The organism is Runella sp. R0.1_18 (assembly GCF_057652155.1).
In genome coordinates, this window is record NZ_JBYFCK010000004.1 from 21,145 (window position 1) to 40,878 (window position 19,734).

Genomic DNA, 19,734 nt, shown 5'->3' on the forward strand with positions numbered 1-19,734 from the left:
TAAACTTCCCGAAAGTTTTCCACTTTCGGGAAGTTCCTAATTCCGCTGATAAATCTGTCGAGGATAAATCACAAAGTACCAAACAATAAACACGGCCGAAACCAAAATAATGCTTCCGCTAACAAAAGCGGGCAAGGTGAGGCGTGTAACAAAACTTTCGAGAAAGCCTGCGGTGACAAAAATAGGTACCAGACCAATGACGATTTTTACCCCTTTTTTCGCACCTTGCTTGAAAGATTCGAGTCGGCTATAGGTGCGAGGAAACAGCAAACTGTGCCCCATCACCAAGCCTGCCGCGCCTGCAATCACAATGGCTGAGATTTCGAGCGTCCCGTGAATCCAAATTTTTAGTACGGAAGTGAGAAGTAGTCCACGTTCAAAGAAAAAGAACTGAAAAGCACCAAGCATGACCCCATTTTTGAACAAAATGACAATGGTACCAAACGAATAAAAAATGCCTAATACAAAAGCCACAAAGGAAACCCGAATGTTGTTAAAAGTAATCTGTAAAAACATACTTACTTGGCCTGTGTGGCCATAAATGGCCAGTGGGTCACCATTGTTGATGTTTTCGAGGGTTTGATTAACGTAAGCATCCCCCAAAATAAGCCGAACGAAGGTGTCATCGTTGGCAGCTGAAACCCAACCCAACACGCAAGCACCCATGAAAAACACAAACGAATACAAGAGCTTAAACCGCGATTCGTACATGAGCAGTGGCAGCTCTTCGCGCCAAAAACGGGCAACACGGTTGCGGTCTTCGCGGCGGTTGGAATAAAGTTTTTGGTGAAACTGTGCCGTGATGCCATTGAGGTAGCGCGTCACGTTTGCCTTGGGGTAAAACGTCCGAGCGTACGAAAGGTCGTCGGTCAGTTCGATAAACCGTTCGGTGAGTTGGTCGGGATCGTGGGTGGGCGTCGATTCGTACGCTTGCCACTTTTCGGTATTACGTTTTACAAATACGGCTTCTTTCATGAAAAATGCGCAAATGAAGTAGTAACTAACTGCCTGATTTTTCTATTTTGCGCAAAAGTTAGGAAAAACTCCTCACTCATTTGCTAATTGTTTACACACTCTTTATAAAAATATGTCTGTTAGAATCCAAACCTCCCAAAATGTCGATTTAGAGTATGAGCCTGCGAGCATTGGTGAACGTATCGCTGCCAACCTCATCGACCGCCTTATTTACATTGGTTGGGTGATTGCTTGGATAGTCGCCTACGGTGCAATGGGCAGAGGAGGCAGCACAAGCACATTTGTGATGATTGTAATCGTTGTTTTGCCAATCATGCTCTACCCAATTTTAACAGAGTATTTTTTGAATGGTCAAACCCTCGGTAAACGTGCGATGCGGATCAGGGTAGTGTTGCTTGATGGGAGCCCACCCACGTTGGGAGCATACCTATTACGATGGTTGTTGATATTGGTTGATACCGAAATCTTGACGCCATTGGTGGCCATTATTACGATTGCGGCCAACGGGAAAGGACAACGAATTGGGGACATCGCGGCGGGAACAACAGTGGTCAAAACCACCAAGCGTGTGACCCTCAGCCAGGTTGTGTACCAAGAGCTACCCGACGACTATTTGGTAACCTATACTACAGCCAATCAGCTCAAAGATACTGATATAGAAACAATCCGTCAGGTGTTGCGTACATCAAATGACGAACTCTTGGAACGGACAGCGGAAAAAGTAGCAGAAGTATTGGAAATAACTGCACCGTTGGAACACCGTACATTTTTGCTGACAGTTGTCAACGATTATGCACATTTAGCAAACAAAGAAGAACAGTAAATCGGTTTTTAAATATACACTATGTACTTCAACATTGATGCCAAGCAGGAAAACCAGTACGATGCCATCGTGATTGGCTCGGGGATTTCGGGGGGATGGGCGGCCAAAGAGTTGTGCGAAAAGGGGCTTCGTACCTTAGTGCTCGACCGAGGACGCAACGTTGATCATATCACCGATTATCCTACGGCCATGAAAAACCCGTGGGAACTGCCACACCACAATCGGCTGCCGCCTTCGTTTCGGGAAAAAAATCCGATTGTAAGCCGCTGTTATGCACTCGATGAGGCCACGCAACAGTTTTTTACCAAAGATGACGAACAACCTTACATCCAAGAAAAACCGTTTGATTGGATTCGGGCGTATCAGGTAGGTGGAAAATCACTGCTGTGGGCGCGGCAGGTGCAGCGCTGGGCCAAATACGATTTTGAAGGCCCCGCCCGCGATGGCTTTGCGGTGCCTTGGCCTGTCACTTACGACGAGCTCGCGCCTTGGTACAGTTATGTAGAACGTTTTGCGGGAATTTCGGGAAATAAAGACGGACTTGAAGGGCTACCCGACGGCGAGTTTTTGCCTCCGTGGGAGCTCAATTGCGTGGAGAAACACCTTCAGCAGTCGTTCAAAAAACACTATACTGACCGCCATTTGATTATCGGTCGATGCGCGCATTTGACCAAACCGCAACCTTGGCATACTGCTCTAGGACGGGCGCAGTGTCAGGCGCGGCATTTGTGTTACCGTGGCTGCCCGTTTGGGGCGTATTTTAGTTCGCAGTCGGCCACATTGCCTGCCGCTCGTAAAACGGGTAAACTGACGATTCGTCCGCACTCGGTCGTACATTCTATTATTTATGATGAAAAAGCAGGAAAAGCCAAAGGCGTACGCATTGTGGACGCCAATACGCTTGAAACCATCGAGTATTACGCAAAAATTGTCTTTTTAAATGCCTCTTGTTTGGCCTCCAATCAAATTTTACTCAACTCAACCTCTAATCGTTTTCCGAATGGTTTGGGCAATGATAACGGTATTTTGGGGCACTATGTAGCTTTTCATAATTATCGAGGGCATGTGTATGCCGACATCGACGGATTTGAAGATAAATATTACTTCGGTCGGCGACCAACGTCGGGTTTTATGCCACGCTATCAAAATGTACACAAACAAGAAACAGATTTTTTACGGGGATATTTAGTAGCGATGAGCGCTGCAAGAGGCGGCTGGGGAAGCGCCGCTGGCGAAGAAGGTTTTGGGGCGGCTTGGAAAGAAGCTAATGCAAAACCTGGCCCATGGCATTTGTCTGTGCAGATTCAGGCAGAAACCATTCCCAAGTTTGAAAACCACGTGCGTTTGAGCCAAGATAAAAAAGATAAGTACGGTATTCCGCAGTTAATTACGTCAGTTGGCTACGATAATAACGATGAAAAAATGCTAAAACATTTTTGGGAAACCAACGTTGAAATGCTAACCAAAGCAGGTTGTAAAAACATTCGGACGATTGATACCAAACAGTCGCCTGGGTTAGATATCCACGAAATGGGAGGTATCCGAATGGGTGCTGATCCTAAGACGTCGCTGGTGAATAAGTGGAATCAGCTTCATGCTTGCAAAAACGTGTTTGTCACCGATGGTGCCGCGATGACTTCCATTAGTACCCAAAACCCCTCGTTGACGTTTATGGCCTTTACGGCACGAGCGGCTAATCATGCCGTTGCAGAATTAAAAAAGAAAAATTTATAAACCATCTCTTATGAAAACCATCTCTCGTTTTACCCTAATAGCAGCCTTACTGACGCTTTGGGTATGCAAAAGCTACGTGGTTTGGTCGCAAACTTCGACCGAAACTGTCGTCGCCACCATTGAAAAAGAACGTTTTGCTGCCTTGGTAAACAAAGATTATGCTTATCTCGACAAAGTACTTGCCGAAGACTTATACTATTGCCACTCAAATGGCCTCATTGACAATAAAACATCGTTTGTTCAATCCATCAAAGATGGGAAACTTACTTATCAAGAAATGATACCTGAAGATTTGAAGGTACGTGTTTATGGTAAAACCGCCGTCATCACGGGCATGTGCGCGGCAAAAGTGCTTAGTAATGGCCAACAGCTCAATACGCGCTTTCGATTTACAGATGTATATGTCAAAAACAAAGTAGGTTGGCAAATGGTGAGTTGGCAGTCCTTGCGAATGCCTTGATTTATTTTTTGAGTAATTACAACCCAAAACCTACCGTTTGCGTCTTTACTAAAACCCAGGTCAGACGATAGTCAGACCGTAACACAAAGAAAGCCAAAAATAAGGTCAGACGGTAGTCAGACCGTAATACAAAGGAAGCCAGAAAGAAGCTCAGACGATAGTCAGACCGTAATACAAAGGAAGCCAGAAAGAAGCTCAGACGATAGTCAGACCGTAATACAAAGGAAGCCAAAAATAAGGTCAGACGGTAGTCAGACCGTGATACAAAGAAAGCCATAAATAAGGTCAGACGATAGTCAGACCGTGACATAAAGGAAGCCAGAAAGAAGCTCAGACGATAGTCAGACCGTAACACAAAGGAAGCCAGAAATAAGGTCAGACGATAGTTAGACCGTGACTGAAACCAAGGCTAAACCATACAAAATAGGTGGTTAAACGTAGCTTTTACCGCAAAAACTTGCAGATTTTTCAAAAAAAACTGATATTCGGGCGCAATATTTAAGCTTTGGCTTAGGTTTTGTATGTATTGAGGTAGAAAGACACGGTTGTTTTTAAAACATAGCACAGAAAACATGACACGCATTTGTACATTCTTAGGAGCTGCAGTGGTAGGTATTTTCCTATTATCGGGGTGCAAACCCAATGCCAAACCTCTCAGCGAAATTATAGGACGAGTTTGGAGTGCCCAGACGGTGAAAGAGGGTTCGACTACGGTTTATACCAAAGGTGGAGCTAGTAATGCCAAAGCGGGATACGTAAACTTTCGTTTGGACTTGAGCAGCCCAACTGCCGTTTCTTACAAAGAATTTGACGGAAATACTTTTACAGGTCAGTGGGAAGTACAAGAAAGCGCAGCTGGAAATACGCTGACTCTCAAAAGTTTGACGCCTCAACCTACAGGGACTTCGGGCACGATTCAGTTTACGATTAATTCGGCTTCTGAAACAGAACTGGTACTTACTCGTACAACTGCCAGCCAAAAAACAGGCGGAACAATCAATAATTACGCCTTGGTATCTCCTTAGGATTTGAAAAAGCATTCGCTAAGCCGCACAGAAAGTGCGGCTTTTTTTGTTCCGACGCATCCATAACGCTTTCTTTTACGTAGATGTAGCTACATATATTTTACTACCCTACTTAATTGAAAACTTATGAGAAAAGTGTTACTTCTGGCATTGCTATGCCTGACAAGCAGCGCCTACGCCCAACTCAGTCTGACCGACACACTCCTGGTGGACATCAAAGACAGTTTACAATCTCCCGTTCTACTTCCCCAAAAAATGATTTTTACCCAAAAAATGCTTTGGGGGCATCATGGCCTGATGCGTCATTGGATTCCGCTTAATCGACAAAATCGCCAAAAAGAATTTAAAATCAGGCGGACGATGTTCAACATTCACCAAGCAGCGGGCTTACTTACGTTTGCGGGGATGATTGCGCAGGGAGTGGTCGGAGGAAAAATGTACAAAAATTACAGCGATGACCTGCGCGCTACGCACCGCGCTCTTGCCAAAGGCGTGAATATTGGCTATACCCTTACCGCTACGATGGCGCTCACTGCCCCCTCTGCCATTGTGCATCGGCGAGGGTTTAGCAGTGCCAAAGTGCACCGAATGCTGGCAATGGTACACTTGCTTGGGATGATAGGTACCAACGTTTTAGGGCATCAAATCTCAAAAAATCCCGAATTAAAACCCCTACACCGTGCCGTGGCCTACACGACAGTGGGGGCTTTCACGACCAGCATTTTGGTTTTTCAGTTTCGTTGATTGGTTTTTTGTTTTTTACCTAACCGTGCGTATTTGTATGAAAAATATACCATTATATGCCTTGGTAGCCATCGGGTTGCTATCGGGCTTTACGTTTGGGCCTAGAGCTCTCAAACGAAAATTGTTTAGTAACAAAACTACTTCGTGGATTAGCTACGAAGGAAAACATCCGCTTCATTCGTGGAAAGCGGTTTGCCGCGATGTGGACTGCGTCGTGACTTACGACGAAGAAAAGGCCAAGCTCGAAACCGTAGCCATTAGTGCCAAAGTGATGGCGTTCGACAGTCGGAATACCAACCGTGACTCGCACGCTTTGGAAGCACTCGAAGCACTGACGTATCCTAAAATCAACTTTACCAGTGCCCAGCTCTCGCAAAGTGAATCAAATTTAATCATTAACGGAAGCCTAAACTTCCACGGTGTTACCAAACCAATGGCAATCACCACAAAGACCTATACTGAAGGCAATACCATTCGAGTAGAAGGGGCTTTTCCTGTGAAGTTATCGGAGTTTAAAGTCGATCGGCCTTCATTGCTTTTTGTGAAGATTCAGGACGAAATCACTATTCATTTTTCGTTTACGTTTCGGACGCAGTAGCTTTATGTGTTGACTTTAAAGTTGTCAAAGCAAGATTTTTTGGTGTCGTCTGCTAACAAGCGGGCGACATTTTCTATTTTTGCTCGACACTTTCATTTCGTCAACACTAATCAAAAACCTAACAGTCTCTCATGTCCAAATCCTTTCTAGTCTTGGCGTTATTGTCCGCCACAGCTTCCGCCCAAATGATATACCCAACCACCCGCAAAGTAGATCACGTGGATGAATACCACGGGACCAAAGTAACTGACTCGTACCGCTGGCTCGAAGACGATCGCTCGGCCGAAACAGGCACTTGGGTAAAAGCCCAAAACGAAGTGACTTTTGCGTATTTGAATAAAATCCCGTTCAAGGGAAAGATATTCAGTGATTTAGAAAAAGCTTACAATTATCCAAAATATTCGGCTCCTCGAAAAAAAGGCGAATATTTTTATTTCTACAAAAATGACGGCTTGCAAAATCAATCGGTACTATATCGCCAGAAAGGGCTAAACGGCACGCCTGAATTGGTGATGGATCCTAACAAACTTTCGGCCGATGGAACTACGCGTTTGACAGTTTTTAACTTGTCTAAAAATGGGAATTATGCCGTTTGTGGCTTCTCAAAAGGAGGTTCTGATTGGCAAGAATACCAAATCATGGACATGAAAACCCTTCAAATGCTTTCTGATAAAATTGAGTGGGTAAAAGTATCGGGGGCTTCTTGGCAGGGCGATGGCTTCTACTACAGCCGCTATCCCAAACCCGAAGGAAGCGCGTTGGCGGCCAAAAATGAAAACCACCAAGTGTTTTACCACAAAGTTGGAACCGCACAAGCTGCTGACGAATTGGTTTATGAAGATAAAGTAAACTTACAGCGTTTTCACGGGGTGTATGTGAGTGAAGATGAGCAGTTTGCCTTCCTAAATCTCTCAGATCGTGGAAAAGGAAAAGACGGGAATGCGTTGTTTTATCGGGCCAAAGGTCAAAAGGAGTTTACGCCAATCGTGAGCGAAATTGCCAACTTTAGTTATAGCGTAGTTGACAACGTGGCGGGTGGATTTTTGATTAATACCAACGAAAATGCCCCCAACGAAAAAGTAATGCTTTACGAAACCGCTACCAAAAAGTGGAAACCGTTTTTGCCCGAAAAACCAGAACCATTGACAGGTGTCGGTACGGCGGGAGGTAAGTTGTTTGCCCTTTATTCAAAAGATGTGACAACGCGTGTCTATGTCTATAATATGAAAGGCCAATTGGAAAACGAAGTGCCGTTGCCAGGCTTAGGTTCGGCAGGTGGTTTTGGGGGCGAAAACGACGATAAGTTTGTGTTTTATACCTATACTTCTTTCAATTATCCGCCTACCATTTTTCGCTACGACATTGCGACCAAGAAAAGCACCGTGTTCCGCGAGCCTGAGGTGAGTTTCAAACCTACCGACTACGAAACCAAACAAGTTTTTTATACCAGCAAAGATGGTACAAAAGTGCCAATGTTTATCACGTACAAAAAAGGCTTGAAATTAGACGGTACTAACCCTACGATTTTGTACGGATACGGTGGCTTTAACATTAGCTTGACGCCTTCATTCAGTCCAACGCGAATGCCGTTTTTGGACCAAGGAGGTGTATATGCCCAAGCCAACTTACGCGGAGGAAGTGAGTATGGCGAAGAATGGCACAAGCAGGGAATGAAACTCAAAAAGCAAAACGTATTCGATGATTTCATTGCTGCGGCTGAGTTTCTAATCAAAGAAAAATACACTTCATCGGCGCGTTTGGCATTGCAAGGAGGGTCTAACGGGGGCTTGTTGGTAGGGGCGGTCGTCAACCAGCGTCCTGATTTGTGCAAAGTAGCTTTTCCTGCCGTAGGGGTAATGGACATGCTCCGCTTTCATAAATTTACGATTGGCTGGAACTGGATTGCCGATTACGGCAGCAGTGACAACGCCGAAGAATTCAAAGCGTTGTATGCGTATTCACCTTTGCACAACATCAAAACAGGAGTGAATTATCCTGCCACGCTCGTAACTACCGCCGACCACGACGACCGAGTAGTACCTGCTCACTCGTTTAAGTACGCCGCTGAGTTGCAAGAAAAGGCGGGGAAAAGTAGCACTAATCCTCTGCTGATTCGGGTGGATGTAAACAGCGGCCACGGTGCAAGTAATACCAAAAAAGCCCTTGAAACTACTGCCGATACGTACGCGTTTATGTTCCAAAATATGGGACTAACGTGGAAGTAAATGGAGTTTACAGTCCATGGACTATCGACCATGGACTTTTTATAAAAAACTGAAAACCAAATAGAATCATGGCTACTGGATTTTTTAATGTACCAACGCCCAAAAACGAACCTGTCAAATCGTATGCGCCAAATTCGCCTGAAAAGGCGGCCTTGAAAGCAGCATTGGCAGACGCACGGAGCAAACAAATAGATATTCCAATGTACATTGGAAGTGAGGAAATTATGACCAACGACCGATACGCGGTCACGCCTCCTCACGACCACCAGCACGTACTTGGGTATTATTCGTTAGGGGATGCTTCGCACGTTCAAAAAGCGATTGATGCGGCTTTGGCAGCCCGTGAAAAGTGGGCGGATTTAAGCTGGGAACATCGTGCCAGTATTTTCCTAAAAGCAGCTGATTTGTTGGCAGGGCCTTACCGCGCCGAAATCAACGCTGCTACCATGCTTGGGCAGTCAAAAAATGCGTACCAAGCCGAGATTGACTCGGCCTGCGAAATGATTGATTTCCTTCGTTTTAACGTTTATTACGCTTCACAAATCTATAAAGAGCAACCTCAGTCGTCGGATGGAATCTGGAATCGTTTGGAGCATCGACCGCTCGAAGGCTTTGTGTTTGCGTTGACGCCGTTCAACTTTACGGCGATTGCGGGTAACTTGCCTACTTCGGCCGCGCTTATGGGCAACGTATGCGTGTGGAAACCTGCCTTGACGCAAGTGTATGCGGCCAACGTTTTGATGAAAGTATTCAAAGAAGCAGGCTTACCCGACGGCGTTATTAATCTTATTTACGTGGACGGCCCCGTAGCAGGCGATGTCATTTTTAGTCACCCTGACTTTGCTGGAATCCACTTTACAGGAAGTACAAAAGTGTTTCAGCACATTTGGAAAACGATTGGCGATAATCTTCCACGTTATAAATCGTTTCCAAGAATTGTGGGCGAAACAGGAGGAAAGGACTTTGTCGTAGCGCATTCGTCGGCTGATGCCAAAGCGGTGGCGGTAGGATTGGTACGCGGAGCGTTTGAATACCAAGGCCAAAAATGTTCGGCGGCGTCGCGGGCGTATTTGCCATCTAATTTGTGGGAAAGTATCAAAACCTACATGGTTGAAGACCTCGCGACGATAAAAATGGGCGGTACCGAAGATTTCTCCAATTTCGTCAATGCCGTTATCGACGAGAAATCGTTTGATAAAATTGCTGCTTACATTGATAATGCCAAAAACGACTCGCGTGTGACGGTGATTGCGGGGGGAAATTGTGACAAATCGAAGGGGTATTTTGTCGAACCTACGGTACTCCTAACCACTGACCCGAACTACACGACGATGTGCGAAGAAATCTTTGGCCCCGTGTTGACAATTTACGTCTATGAACCAGAGAAATTTGAAGAGACATTGGCATTGGTAGATGCGACATCGCCTTACGCGTTGACGGGTTCTATTTTTGCGCAAGACCGCTATGCCATTGAGTTTGCCAGCAAGAAATTGGTGAATGCGGCGGGTAACTTTTACATTAATGACAAACCAACGGGTGCCGTGGTAGGACAGCAGCCTTTTGGTGGGGCGAGAGCGTCAGGAACGAATGACAAAGCAGGGTCGATTTTGAACCTATTGCGTTGGGTATCTCCACGTACCGTTAAAGAAACGTTTGTTTCACCTACTGATTACCGTTATTCTTTCTTGGGAGAGGCATAAAAATACGTGCTTGGGGTTGCTCAGAACCCCAGTCTGCGTGGGTCGGGTTGCTCACAACCCGACCCACTCTCCAAGTCTGTTTAGTCGATTTTCTTCTCTCTGAGTAGCTTTTCATATTCACGTTCGGTCGCTTTTCTAGCGTCGAAGGAAAAGTAGGCGACGATGCCGTGAATGGCTAGTCCAAAGCCCCACGACAGCCACAAACCCGCAGGGAGTTTGCCGTCAGAAAATAAACAAAGTGCTGAAATAAAAGAGTTTACGACAAGGTAAACAAACGCGTGCGTCTGGAAGCCTACCCGACGACGAGCAGCTTTCATCAAAAATTCATCGTAGTTGTTTTGATTGGCGGAAGTCATGTTAGTGTTCATGGTTGTAAAGGATGTTTATAGTTTAGATTAGTTAACTGTTTTACCGTTTTCTGGCTGTTTTGATGATTCAAAGGTATAGCCCAAAAGCCAAGCTACCAGCTCTTTCCCGACGAAGCGTAGGTTTGAGCAGATGGAGTTTTTTGTTGTAGGGATGAAGTAAACTTCTTTGTAAGAAATTGTATTTTTGTTAAAAAATAAACTATGGTACAAGCATCCAACCCGCGCAAATTAACTAATGGGCAAGCAATGTTGCTTCAATTATTCGAAATAGATTTGCCAGAGGAAGAATTAGTAAAGGTACGAAATGTACTTACTCAGTATTTTTTTCAAAAGGCTGAACAAGAAGCCGATATGGCTATGAAAACCAAAGGGAAAACGATCTCTCAGCTTGATGAAGAGATTCGTGAGTTAAATGAAAAAAGCCGCACTGATGCGCTTAAAAATCTGAGAAATAAATCATGAAAGTGGTTGTGGATACGAATGGTTTTTTGGCAGCAATACCCTCTAAAGGACGTAATAAATGGCTTTATCACGCTTTTATGTCAGAGAAGTTTATTTGGGTGTTAAGTAATGAAATTATTGAAGAATATACTGAGCAGGTAGGTGAGAAGTTTAGCAGTATTACCGCAGATTTTGTTATGAGCTCACTTTTAACTTCTGCGAATCATTTACGATATGAACCCTCTTATAAATGGCAATTAGTCGAACAAGACCCCGACGACAACAAGTTTGTAGATTGTGCCATCGGGGTAAATGCTGATTATCTCGTTTCAGATGATAGACATATACGTAATCTTCTGAAAGTAAAAGATTTATTTCCGCCTGTTCCTATTGTATCATTTAAGGAATTTAAACAGATTCTAAAATCAATTTGAGCAGGAGTAGCTAAGTTTCAGCCTCCCTAAAACTTCAACCCTACACTCACTAAGAAATTTCGCCCAGCTTGTGGGTAGTAGAAATTCTCGGTCGTAGTTTGCCCACCAATGACGTAGCTATACGTGTAGCCGTTCGATTCGTACAACTCATTGAAAACGTTGTTGGCCAGCGCACTTATCGTGATTTCGTTCAACCACTTAGGTTTAATGCGATACACTAAACGAAGGTCATTGGTGAAATACGCGTCCAAGCGGCGAGCCTCGTTGGAGGTGTTATCGAGGTACTGTTTTCCTACGTATTTGGTCAATAACGCCAATTCAAGGTTCTTAGCAGGTGTAAAGACCAATTGACTGCCTACCACGACGTTGGGTGAAAAAGCGATGGTTGAGTTGCCATGATTCGTCACTTGATAGCCGCCGTTTTCGTCGTCGTAGTTGATGACGTACTCAGTGAAATTCTTGATTTTGTTGCGGCTAAATGTTGCGTTTACGTTCCATTTCCATTGCTTGCTTAGCTGCGCACCAGCTTCTACTTCAATCCCTGCACGGTAACTTTCAGGGACGTTGATTTTGATGGGATTGCCTACGTCGTTCAATTGTCCCGAAACCACCAATTGGTTTTTATAATTCATATAATAACCACCAACTGACGCTGCTACACGACCTTTCTGAAAACGATAGCCTAGTTCCAAATCCCGTAAAGTCTCGGGTTTGGGTTGAATCTGTTGGGTTGATTCGGTAAAGTCATCGCGGTTAGGTTCGCGGTGGGCAATGCTAAATGAAGCAAAAGCCGTGCTGCTTTCGGAGACTTGGTAGGTCAAGCCCGCTTTGGGGTTGAAGAAGCTGTAGTTGACGTCGTGGTTTTGCTGACGGCGTTGATTATCGTCTCCTTTTACAAAATAGCCTATGGTACGAAGTTGGGCATCACCAAATACGTTTAGCTTTTCAGTAAGCTGATAATATACTTTTCCGTAAAGATTAAAGTCCGTTTTTAGCCCTACGTTTTCGTAATAGCGCTGACGAATGCTGCTGTTGCTGGCATAGCGTGCCCAAATAACTTCGCCAAAGTGGTTTCCGTCGTATTGGTTCCATCCTCCACCGATGTTGGCAGTAAGCTTTTTGAAACTATTGTAATCCAACGAAAAAGTAGTTCCATAAAAAGAGTTGTCCAACCAACGGCGACGCACCAAATCGCTTCTGCTGATGGTTTGGTTGCCCACCAATACGTCAGGTAGTTTATAGTTGCTCAATCGGTCATTATCGCGGTACTGTTCATAGAAACCACGCCCCTTGACCATAAAGCCATTGAGGTTAAATGTCCAATTTTTAGACAGCGTATGCGACGAAATCAATTGGTAGTGGTCTTGTTGGTAGTTATCCACTTGGTTGTCGTAGAGGTACAAATTGTACGTGCGGCTGTTGGAGTTAAGCAAGTTTTGGGCGTCACGCTCGTTGAGACCGTTGCGATCGATGTAGGCTAAAATTCCTTCACGGTCACCTTTGAGGCGAGCTTCTGGTATTCCCTCCCACGCTTGATACGTGATTTCTCGTCCCGAAAATACATTGAGACGAACGGAGCTTTTTTTGCCAAAATAAGCTCCCGATAGATAAAATGATTTCAGATCAGATTTGGCACGGTCGATAAAGCCATCCGAGCCAATTTTAGACAAACGGGCATCCAATGTAAAGTGGTTGTTGATAAGCCCTGTTCCTGCCAATACAGTGTGTTTGAGGGTGTTAAACGAACCTATCGAATTATTGATTTCAGCGTAGGCTTCTTTTCTAAATTCGTTGGTGTTGACGTTTACGGTAGCTCCGAAGGCGGCAGCCCCGTTGGTGGATGTTCCGACACCCCGTTGGATTTGAACGCTGCTAACCGACGAGCCAAAGTCGGGCATATTGACCCAAAAGGTTCCTTGGCTTTCGGCGTCATTGTATGGAATGCCGTTGATAGTCACGTTGATACGCGTTGCATCCGTTCCTCTGATGCGCATTCCTGTGTAGCCCACTCCCGCACCTGCGTCGGAGGTAGTAACGAGCGACGGCGTGAAATTGAGCAAGATAGGAAGGTCTTGGCCGAGATTTTGTTTACTGAGTTCAAGTTTGCCAACATTGGTGAAAGCCACCGCCGATTTTGCGTTGGCACGCGTCGCACTGATGACGACTTCGTCGGTGTTGAAAGTGCTTCTTTGGAGTTTGATTACTTTGTTAATGTCCTGAACTTTAATAAAATTAGCTTCATAGCCAACGTACGAAACCTCCAATAAATCAGTGTCTTTAGGTAAATCTTTGAGAGAAAACTCGCCTTTTTCGTTTGTGACTGTTCCCCGAAAACTCCCTGCCCGAACCGTAGCTCCTGGCAAAGGTTTTCCGTCTTCCGCGTCAACGATTTTGCCCGAAACGCTAAGTTGGGCGAGTGCAGGCACGCAAAGCAACACTCCCGTTGCTAGGGCCAAAAACCAAGATGTAAATTTTCGCATTGTAACTTCCCTCCGCTGGCATTACCCAGATCAGGTTTTAGGGTATGATCTCAGCCCGTTATTTTGGGGCACCCCTTTTTGAGATATGCTTTTGCGCAAAAGCAACGCAAAGGTAAGCGCATAACTTAGAAAAATGCAAATATGTGCACTATTTTGCTTTCCGACGTAGCCATTTTTGCTGGATTTTGTACGTCAGCCATGCACTTGCAGCACCCGTTACTGCTCCCGCCAAGACATCGCTTGGATAGTGAAGTCCCAATCTCATACGTGAATATCCCACTGCACTGGCCCAAGCGTAGGCAGGAACCGCTACGTACCATTTTGGGTAATGCAGGGTGAGGGTAGTAGCGGCATTGAAGGCCGTTGTCGCGTGCCCTGAGGGGAAAGAATAGTTGATGTCTTCTTCTGGAATACGTGCGGTAAAGCGCTGAGGTTCAGCAACGAATGGTCGTTCTCGTAATACAATTCGTTTGGTGATTTGGGTAATAGAACTTGCCACGACAAAGCTTCCCAATGCGTGCCAGCCGTGCTGTTGTAAGGTTTTGTTTTTGGTGGCAAAACCAGAGGCTAAATAAACTACAGGAATGCCGAGTCCGATGGGCGTAGTGGTAGAAGAAATGAATTTTTCAAACCGAACGTCGGTAGGTTGTGGTGAACCATATACTTGTTCCAAAAGACGAGAATCAAGCGTTTGGGCGTTGAGCTGTGAGGCAATTAGCCAACAAAATAAAAAGAGCTTTTTCAACTAATGTGGTGTTTAGAGAGACTTTCCAAGTTTGGATTATCGTTAATTTCAGAAACTTGGAAAGTCTTGTTTTGCGATTAGGAGAGACTTTCCAAGTTTAGGTGATCGTTGAATTTCAGGAACTTGGGAAGTCTTGTTTTGCGATTAGGAGAGACTTTCCAAGTTTGGATTATCGTTGATTTCAGAAACTTGGAAAGTCTTGTTTTGTGATAAAGAGAGACTTTCCAAGTTTAGGTAATCGTTAATTTCAGAAACTTGGAAAGTCTTGTTTTGCGATAAGGAGAGACTTTCCAAGTTTAAGTTATCGTTGTCGTCTGACCTTAAAGAGCTTTACTAGCGGCCCAACGTAGTCTGCTTTGGAGTCGATACCGACGTAATTAATATCGTTTTGCCGAGAAAACTGTTCCATTTTTTGCCCCAATTGCGAAAATTCATGGCGTATCCGTTTCCGAAACCAAGGCGAGGAGGTATTCACCCACGTGGTTTTATTGGTTTCGGGGTCACGCATCGGGATAATACCCAAGGGAGGCAAATTAGTTTCACGTTGGTCGCGCAGGTGAATCATCACCAAATCGTGTTTACGAGCAAGGGCACGTAAGCTGTGTTCGTAGTTGGTGTCAATAAAATCGGAGATAAAAATAACAACACTTCGGCGTTTGAGGACGTTAAGTGTAAATAAAATGCCGTCGGCAAGGTTAGTTTTCGTCGATTGGGGCTTCAGTTTGTAAAGTTCCGTGATGAACTGATAACCATGTTTCATGCCGTTGGAGGGGCGAATGTATTTTTCTTTTTGGTCAGAAAAACACAACAGTCCCACGTGACTAGCTTCCTGAATCGCCGACAACGCCAACACACCACAAATCTCTTTGGCCGTATTGAGTTTTGACTGGGTGGCGTCGCCTACTTGCTGAGAGCCACTGACGTCGAGCAGGAAAAAAACTGTTTGTTCTTTCTCTTCGCGAAAGATTTTTACAAACGTCCCGTGGCCTTTGGCCGATACGTTCCAGTCAATCGTCCGAACGTCGTCGCCGTATTGGTATTCGCGAAGGTCGGTAAATTCCAGACCAGACCCTTTGAAAACCGAACGGAAACTGCCTCGCATATCGGCATTGACCGCTTTGCGAATCCGAATTTCGTACTGGCGAATCTTCGTTATAAATTGCTCAATCATTCGTAATTTTGTCGCTGTAACTGTTCAAAAATACAAAAATCGGCCATGATACCTCGCCTTTTATTTTCTTTTTTGCTGCTTGGAGCTTTGCTCTCTGGGTGCAAAGACGAACCCCAAGTTCCCGAAGGGACGCTTTCGGAAGAGAAAATGTCACAAATCTTGACCGATATTCACTTGTTAGAAGCAAGAATTGGGCGGCTTAATATGCCTTCGCTCGATTCCTCGACGGTAATTACTGAGTATTTGAAAGGCAAAATTTTTAAGAAATACGGAACAGATTCCGTGGCGTACAACCGTAGTTATAAATTCTATTCTACCAATCCAGCCTTTATGGAGCGTATTTACGGCGAGATTGTCAAAGAATTAGAAAAACGTCAGAAGAAGAAAGATTACAAAGGAATATAGCTTCAGAAATGAACTTCTCGAAAGTTTTCAACTTTCGAGAAGTTTTCATTCTATAAAACGAATAATAACAGTTCAAGAGAGTTAGCAGATGGCGCTGGAAGACGAATTGAAGAGGGCTATTGTAGCCATGCCCCAAAAAGAAAAAGACAAACTCTTGTTGCGTTTAGTAGCAAAAGACGATATGCTGGTCAAACGTTTGGTGTTTGAATTGATAGAACAAGGTGATACCATTCAAGAACGCCGCGATGACATCAAACGACGCATTCTGAAAGTGGCCAAAATGACCCACGATAGTCCAGGCTGGATGATGATGGACATGCGGACTTTTAGCGGGGACATAAGTCAGCACATTAAGATTACAAAAGACAAATACGGGGAAATTGAACTGACAATTTATTTGTTGCTCACGTTCTTTGAGTATCAGTCCGAGATGTTACGCGTTCATAATAGTAAAAGCGATTCGTGTGCGGAGTACATTGCGAAGAAAGCCGATGGTTTGATGAAAAAACTGGCCAAATTTGACACGGATTACTATGTGGACTTTGAAAGAGATGTGCAGCAGCTACTCGATTATATACACAGCCACTGCCCCAGAAACTACGCGCGAACGCTAGATATTCCGAAGCAGTGGCCGTAGAATTTAAAAATCCTGTACTTATTTTTTAACCGCCATCACCATTTTGATGTCGAGCTTGGCACCGATAGCCAACACATCTACAAGGTCTTGAACAGAAACCGTTTGATCCACTTGTAGAATGACCGTTTTGTCTTCGACACCAGTAAAAATAGCGGCAAGCTGTGTCTCTAGTTGGTCTTTGGCAACGGGGTTGCGGTCGATAAAATAGTTTTTCTCTGAATCAACCGCCACGGTGGTTTGTTTTTTCTGCATTTGTTGGGCCGCCGACGCCTTGGGTAACATGAGCTTAATGACGTTGGGGTTGACCATGGTCGAAATAATGAGGAAGAACAACATCAAGAAAAACATGATGTCGTTCAAAGAATGGGTAAATACCTCGGGGGCAAATTTACTTTTACGGCGTATTTTCATGATAACAATGCGTTTGACAAAATTAGCGAGTGATTGGCTTTTGCAACACATCCAAGAAATCAAACGCGCCTGATTGCAATTTAAGGGCAATGCGGTCGATTTTCATGTTCAACAAGTGATAGCCCATGTAGGCGATCAAACCCACAATCAAACCTGCTCCCGACGTTACCATTTTTTCGTACATACCGCTTGCTACGGTGCTGATATTAAAGTCGTTTGACTGGGAAATGCTGTAGAAAATGTTGATGATACCAGAAATCGTTCCGACGAAACCTAACATCGGTGCAATACCTGCCACAACCCCCAAATAAGAAAGGTTACCTTCGAGGCGAGACAATTCGATTTGGCTGGCGTTTTCGATGGTGCTTTCGATGTCTTTGATCGAATAACCGATGCGGCCAATGGCTCTTTCAAAGATACGACCCGCTGCCGAACGTTGATTACGACAAAGCGATTCGGCCGATTTGATGTTTCCCTGTTGAATAAAATCCTTTAAATTATCAATAAAGCTTTCGTCGAGCTTGCCGTTGGCGTTGATGGCGAGCCAGCGTTCAATGATCAAAAACAACGTCAGGAAAAACATGATGAGGAGGGGAATCATTACCCAACCACCTTTCATTACTAAATCAAATAGGGAAATTCCTTGTGCGGAGGCTGCGGTAGCTACGGAGTCAACGGCGGTTTGCGCTTGAAGTAGGATCATTACTGTTGGTTTTTTGCTGTGTCAAAAACGGAATGGAATAGGAGAATATTGTTTAGTGGCATCAAATATACGAATTTCTAGCAGATGTGGCTTTTCCTGTACTGAAAGCCAATAAATAGCAGCCGTTTGGCGCAGTGATTACTATGAAAAATACGGTATTTTTAAATTCATTGTAGCTTTTTAGGTCATCAACCTATTTGTACCTGGTTCCATGCTCGATTCGTTCCCCGCTCGTTCTGCCTCTTCGGCTATTGCACAATTCCGTGATGCCTCTGCTAGTCCTCATTACCACCAAGGGGAGGTAGGTTTACTCAATTCGGTCGATTGCGTTATTTTTGGGTTTTACGGCACTGAGCTACACGTGCTGTTGCACCGCTTTTTGTACGATCCATTCAAGGGTTATTGGGCGTTGTTGGGTGGGTTTGTGCATCCTGAAGAAAACATTGATGACGCCGCGCGCAATACCGTTGAGCGTCTTACGGGGCTTGATAATGTCTATATGGAGCAGGTATATACGTTTGGGGCGGTGTACCGCGTTCCTACCGAGCGCGTGATAACGACCTGCTACTATGCCCTCATCGAAGTAGAGCCGACCTTGTCGAAGTTGTCTCATGAGTATGGCGCTACTTGGCATCCTATTTCCCAAATATCGCAACTTGACTTGGTCTATGACCACCTTCAGATGTTTCAAAAAGCCCTCGAACAGCTCCGCCGAAAGGTGCGTTACCAGCCGATTGGGTTTGAACTTTTACCCGATAAGTTTACCATGCTTGAGCTAAGAAATCTGTACGAGTCGATTTTAGGACGCGCGTTAGATAAACGAAATTTTAGCAAGAAGATTCTGAATATGAACCTGTTACAGAAACTAAAAGAGAAGCAAAAGGGGACGTCGCGGAGAGGAGCGTATTATTTTCGTTTTGATGAAAAACGTTATCAAGAATTAGCCGCTAAAGGTTTTTTATTTGAGATTTAGCCGCTAATTCTATCTAACACATTGTGCTTGTAGCGGGCTGTTTTTTTTAGCAAAACAGTTGACCCCAGTTGTCTTGAATGTCGTTGGCTTTGTCAAACGAGGCAACCCATTGAATAAAAAGCAATCGAAAATCTTCGATGGCTTCTCGCAATACTTCGAGATAATGTACTTCCTTGAAATCCATCATTTCAAGGCCATAGGTGTGAGCTTCTAAGCTCCGTGCGTGAATCTTTACAAGAACAGCATTTTCCATTCGTAGGCTGTACAAGTCAGCCCCTTCCGCCGCCGCAATTTTTGCGCGAATCAAGGCTGCATCCTGAAAAATGGTCTCGCGGTAGTGGTCCATAAAACAACCGTCGTCTTCAATAAGAGACATAAGCGAATCTACAATTTTGTAGATTTCGCGGGCTTGTTTCATAATGGGAAGGCCCTCTACGCGACTTCTTTCTTGCTCATAGTTGTGTTTAGCTTCCTCAGGGTCGAAGTTCTCCTCAAAACTGAAGTTTTCATCATCGTTAAAATTAGACATGTTTATGTTGTGTGAGTAGGGTTATTAACCTGCAATTTGTAAAACTTTTCGTTTTGAAGCAAAATTGATGTAGATTAGGATAGATTAAAATTTATGGCCAGAAGGGTAAATTTGCTGGAAGTTTTTGAGAGGGTATTTTTACGGAACGGGAAA

21 protein-coding genes and 1 riboswitch are annotated in these 19,734 nt (G+C 44.5%); of the genes, 13 read left to right on the top strand and 8 right to left on the bottom strand.

Features of this window, described 5'->3' with window-relative positions; translation table 11 throughout:
- Positions 1-36: 36 nt before the first annotated feature.
- The gene (locus tag AC23P2_RS08030) at positions 37-975 is read right to left on the bottom strand and encodes a stage II sporulation protein M (RefSeq protein WP_487772710.1); all 939 of its coding nucleotides are present in this window, start codon (positions 973-975) and stop codon (positions 37-39) included.
- A gap of 112 nt (positions 976-1,087) precedes the next feature.
- On the opposite strand from AC23P2_RS08030, the gene AC23P2_RS08035 reads away from it, so the two are divergent.
- From AC23P2_RS08035 to pruA, 8 genes are all read left to right on the top strand, one after another.
- Positions 1,088-1,798, top strand: a complete 711-nt coding sequence (locus tag AC23P2_RS08035) for an RDD family protein (RefSeq protein WP_487772711.1) — start codon at positions 1,088-1,090, stop codon at positions 1,796-1,798.
- A gap of 21 nt (positions 1,799-1,819) precedes the next feature.
- Positions 1,820-3,532, top strand: coding sequence for a GMC oxidoreductase (locus AC23P2_RS08040; protein WP_487772712.1), 1,713 nt, complete (start codon positions 1,820-1,822; stop codon positions 3,530-3,532).
- Between the two features lie 10 nt (positions 3,533-3,542).
- The gene (locus AC23P2_RS08045) at positions 3,543-3,992 is read left to right on the top strand and encodes a nuclear transport factor 2 family protein (protein ID WP_487772713.1); all 450 of its coding nucleotides are present in this window, start codon (positions 3,543-3,545) and stop codon (positions 3,990-3,992) included.
- Between the two features lie 572 nt (positions 3,993-4,564).
- Positions 4,565-5,017 carry a hypothetical protein gene (locus AC23P2_RS08050; protein WP_472487228.1) on the top strand — a complete coding sequence of 151 codons (453 nt, stop codon included), beginning with the start codon at positions 4,565-4,567 and terminating at the stop codon, positions 5,015-5,017.
- Between the two features lie 126 nt (positions 5,018-5,143).
- Positions 5,144-5,761 (top strand): hypothetical protein, encoded by a 618-nt coding sequence (locus tag AC23P2_RS08055; RefSeq protein WP_487772714.1) that lies wholly within the window; start codon positions 5,144-5,146, stop codon positions 5,759-5,761.
- 37 nt (positions 5,762-5,798) lie between these two features.
- A complete protein-coding gene (locus AC23P2_RS08060) occupies positions 5,799-6,359 on the top strand; it encodes a YceI family protein (RefSeq protein ID WP_487772715.1) in 561 nt (186 codons plus the stop codon).
- A gap of 131 nt (positions 6,360-6,490) precedes the next feature.
- Entirely contained in the window at positions 6,491-8,584 is a 2,094-nt protein-coding gene (locus AC23P2_RS08065; RefSeq protein WP_487772716.1) for a prolyl oligopeptidase family serine peptidase, read from the top strand.
- Between the two features lie 68 nt (positions 8,585-8,652).
- Complete coding sequence (gene pruA, locus AC23P2_RS08070) at positions 8,653-10,284, top strand: L-glutamate gamma-semialdehyde dehydrogenase (protein ID WP_487772717.1); 1,632 nt, start codon at positions 8,653-8,655, stop codon at positions 10,282-10,284.
- An 80-nt stretch (positions 10,285-10,364) separates the two neighbouring features.
- On the opposite strand, the gene AC23P2_RS08075 is transcribed toward pruA, so the two are convergent.
- Positions 10,365-10,652: a 2TM domain-containing protein gene (locus AC23P2_RS08075; RefSeq protein ID WP_487772718.1), complete on the bottom strand. Its 288-nt coding sequence runs from the start codon at positions 10,650-10,652 to the stop codon at positions 10,365-10,367.
- A 201-nt stretch (positions 10,653-10,853) separates the two neighbouring features.
- Between AC23P2_RS08075 and AC23P2_RS08080 the strand changes: the two genes are divergently transcribed.
- Entirely contained in the window at positions 10,854-11,114 is a 261-nt protein-coding gene (locus tag AC23P2_RS08080; RefSeq protein ID WP_487772719.1) for a hypothetical protein, read from the top strand.
- Positions 11,111-11,527 (top strand): putative toxin-antitoxin system toxin component, PIN family, encoded by a 417-nt coding sequence (locus tag AC23P2_RS08085; protein ID WP_487772720.1) that lies wholly within the window; start codon positions 11,111-11,113, stop codon positions 11,525-11,527. The genes AC23P2_RS08080 and AC23P2_RS08085 overlap by 4 nt, the downstream gene beginning before the upstream one ends.
- A 26-nt stretch (positions 11,528-11,553) precedes the next feature.
- Here the strand turns inward: AC23P2_RS08085 and AC23P2_RS08090 are convergent, their stop codons facing one another.
- The 3 genes from AC23P2_RS08090 to AC23P2_RS08100 all read right to left on the bottom strand — a co-directional run bounded on the left by AC23P2_RS08090 (position 11,554) and on the right by AC23P2_RS08100 (position 15,923).
- The gene (locus AC23P2_RS08090) at positions 11,554-14,007 is read right to left on the bottom strand and encodes a TonB-dependent receptor (RefSeq protein ID WP_487772721.1); all 2,454 of its coding nucleotides are present in this window, start codon (positions 14,005-14,007) and stop codon (positions 11,554-11,556) included.
- A riboswitch (TPP riboswitch) is annotated at positions 13,998-14,093 on the bottom strand. (Overlaps the previous gene by 10 nt.)
- Before the next feature lie 62 nt (positions 14,094-14,155).
- Positions 14,156-14,752, bottom strand: coding sequence for a phosphatase PAP2 family protein (locus AC23P2_RS08095; RefSeq protein WP_487772722.1), 597 nt, complete (start codon positions 14,750-14,752; stop codon positions 14,156-14,158).
- Between the two features lie 301 nt (positions 14,753-15,053).
- Entirely contained in the window at positions 15,054-15,923 is an 870-nt protein-coding gene (locus tag AC23P2_RS08100) for a DUF58 domain-containing protein (protein ID WP_183974214.1), read from the bottom strand.
- A 45-nt stretch (positions 15,924-15,968) separates the two neighbouring features.
- On the opposite strand from AC23P2_RS08100, the gene AC23P2_RS08105 reads away from it, so the two are divergent.
- Both AC23P2_RS08105 and AC23P2_RS08110 read left to right on the top strand, forming a co-directional pair.
- A complete protein-coding gene (locus AC23P2_RS08105; protein WP_487772723.1) occupies positions 15,969-16,328 on the top strand; it encodes a DUF4296 domain-containing protein in 360 nt (119 codons plus the stop codon).
- An 88-nt stretch (positions 16,329-16,416) separates the two neighbouring features.
- The gene (locus tag AC23P2_RS08110) at positions 16,417-16,965 is read left to right on the top strand and encodes a hypothetical protein (protein ID WP_487772724.1); all 549 of its coding nucleotides are present in this window, start codon (positions 16,417-16,419) and stop codon (positions 16,963-16,965) included.
- 18 nt (positions 16,966-16,983) lie between these two features.
- Here AC23P2_RS08110 and AC23P2_RS08115 read toward each other — a convergent pair whose 3' ends face one another.
- Complete coding sequence (locus tag AC23P2_RS08115; protein ID WP_487772725.1) at positions 16,984-17,376, bottom strand: ExbD/TolR family protein; 393 nt, start codon at positions 17,374-17,376, stop codon at positions 16,984-16,986.
- Between the two features lie 22 nt (positions 17,377-17,398).
- The gene (locus AC23P2_RS08120) at positions 17,399-18,079 is read right to left on the bottom strand and encodes a MotA/TolQ/ExbB proton channel family protein (RefSeq protein WP_122933559.1); all 681 of its coding nucleotides are present in this window, start codon (positions 18,077-18,079) and stop codon (positions 17,399-17,401) included.
- A 211-nt stretch (positions 18,080-18,290) separates the two neighbouring features.
- Between AC23P2_RS08120 and AC23P2_RS08125 the strand changes: the two genes are divergently transcribed.
- Positions 18,291-19,052: an NUDIX hydrolase gene (locus tag AC23P2_RS08125; RefSeq protein ID WP_051398099.1), complete on the top strand. Its 762-nt coding sequence runs from the start codon at positions 18,291-18,293 to the stop codon at positions 19,050-19,052.
- 46 nt (positions 19,053-19,098) lie between these two features.
- Here the strand turns inward: AC23P2_RS08125 and AC23P2_RS08130 are convergent, their stop codons facing one another.
- On the bottom strand, positions 19,099-19,581 hold the full coding sequence (locus AC23P2_RS08130; RefSeq protein WP_487772726.1) for a hypothetical protein: 483 nt from the start codon (positions 19,579-19,581) through the stop codon (positions 19,099-19,101).
- Positions 19,582-19,734 lie beyond the last annotated feature (153 nt).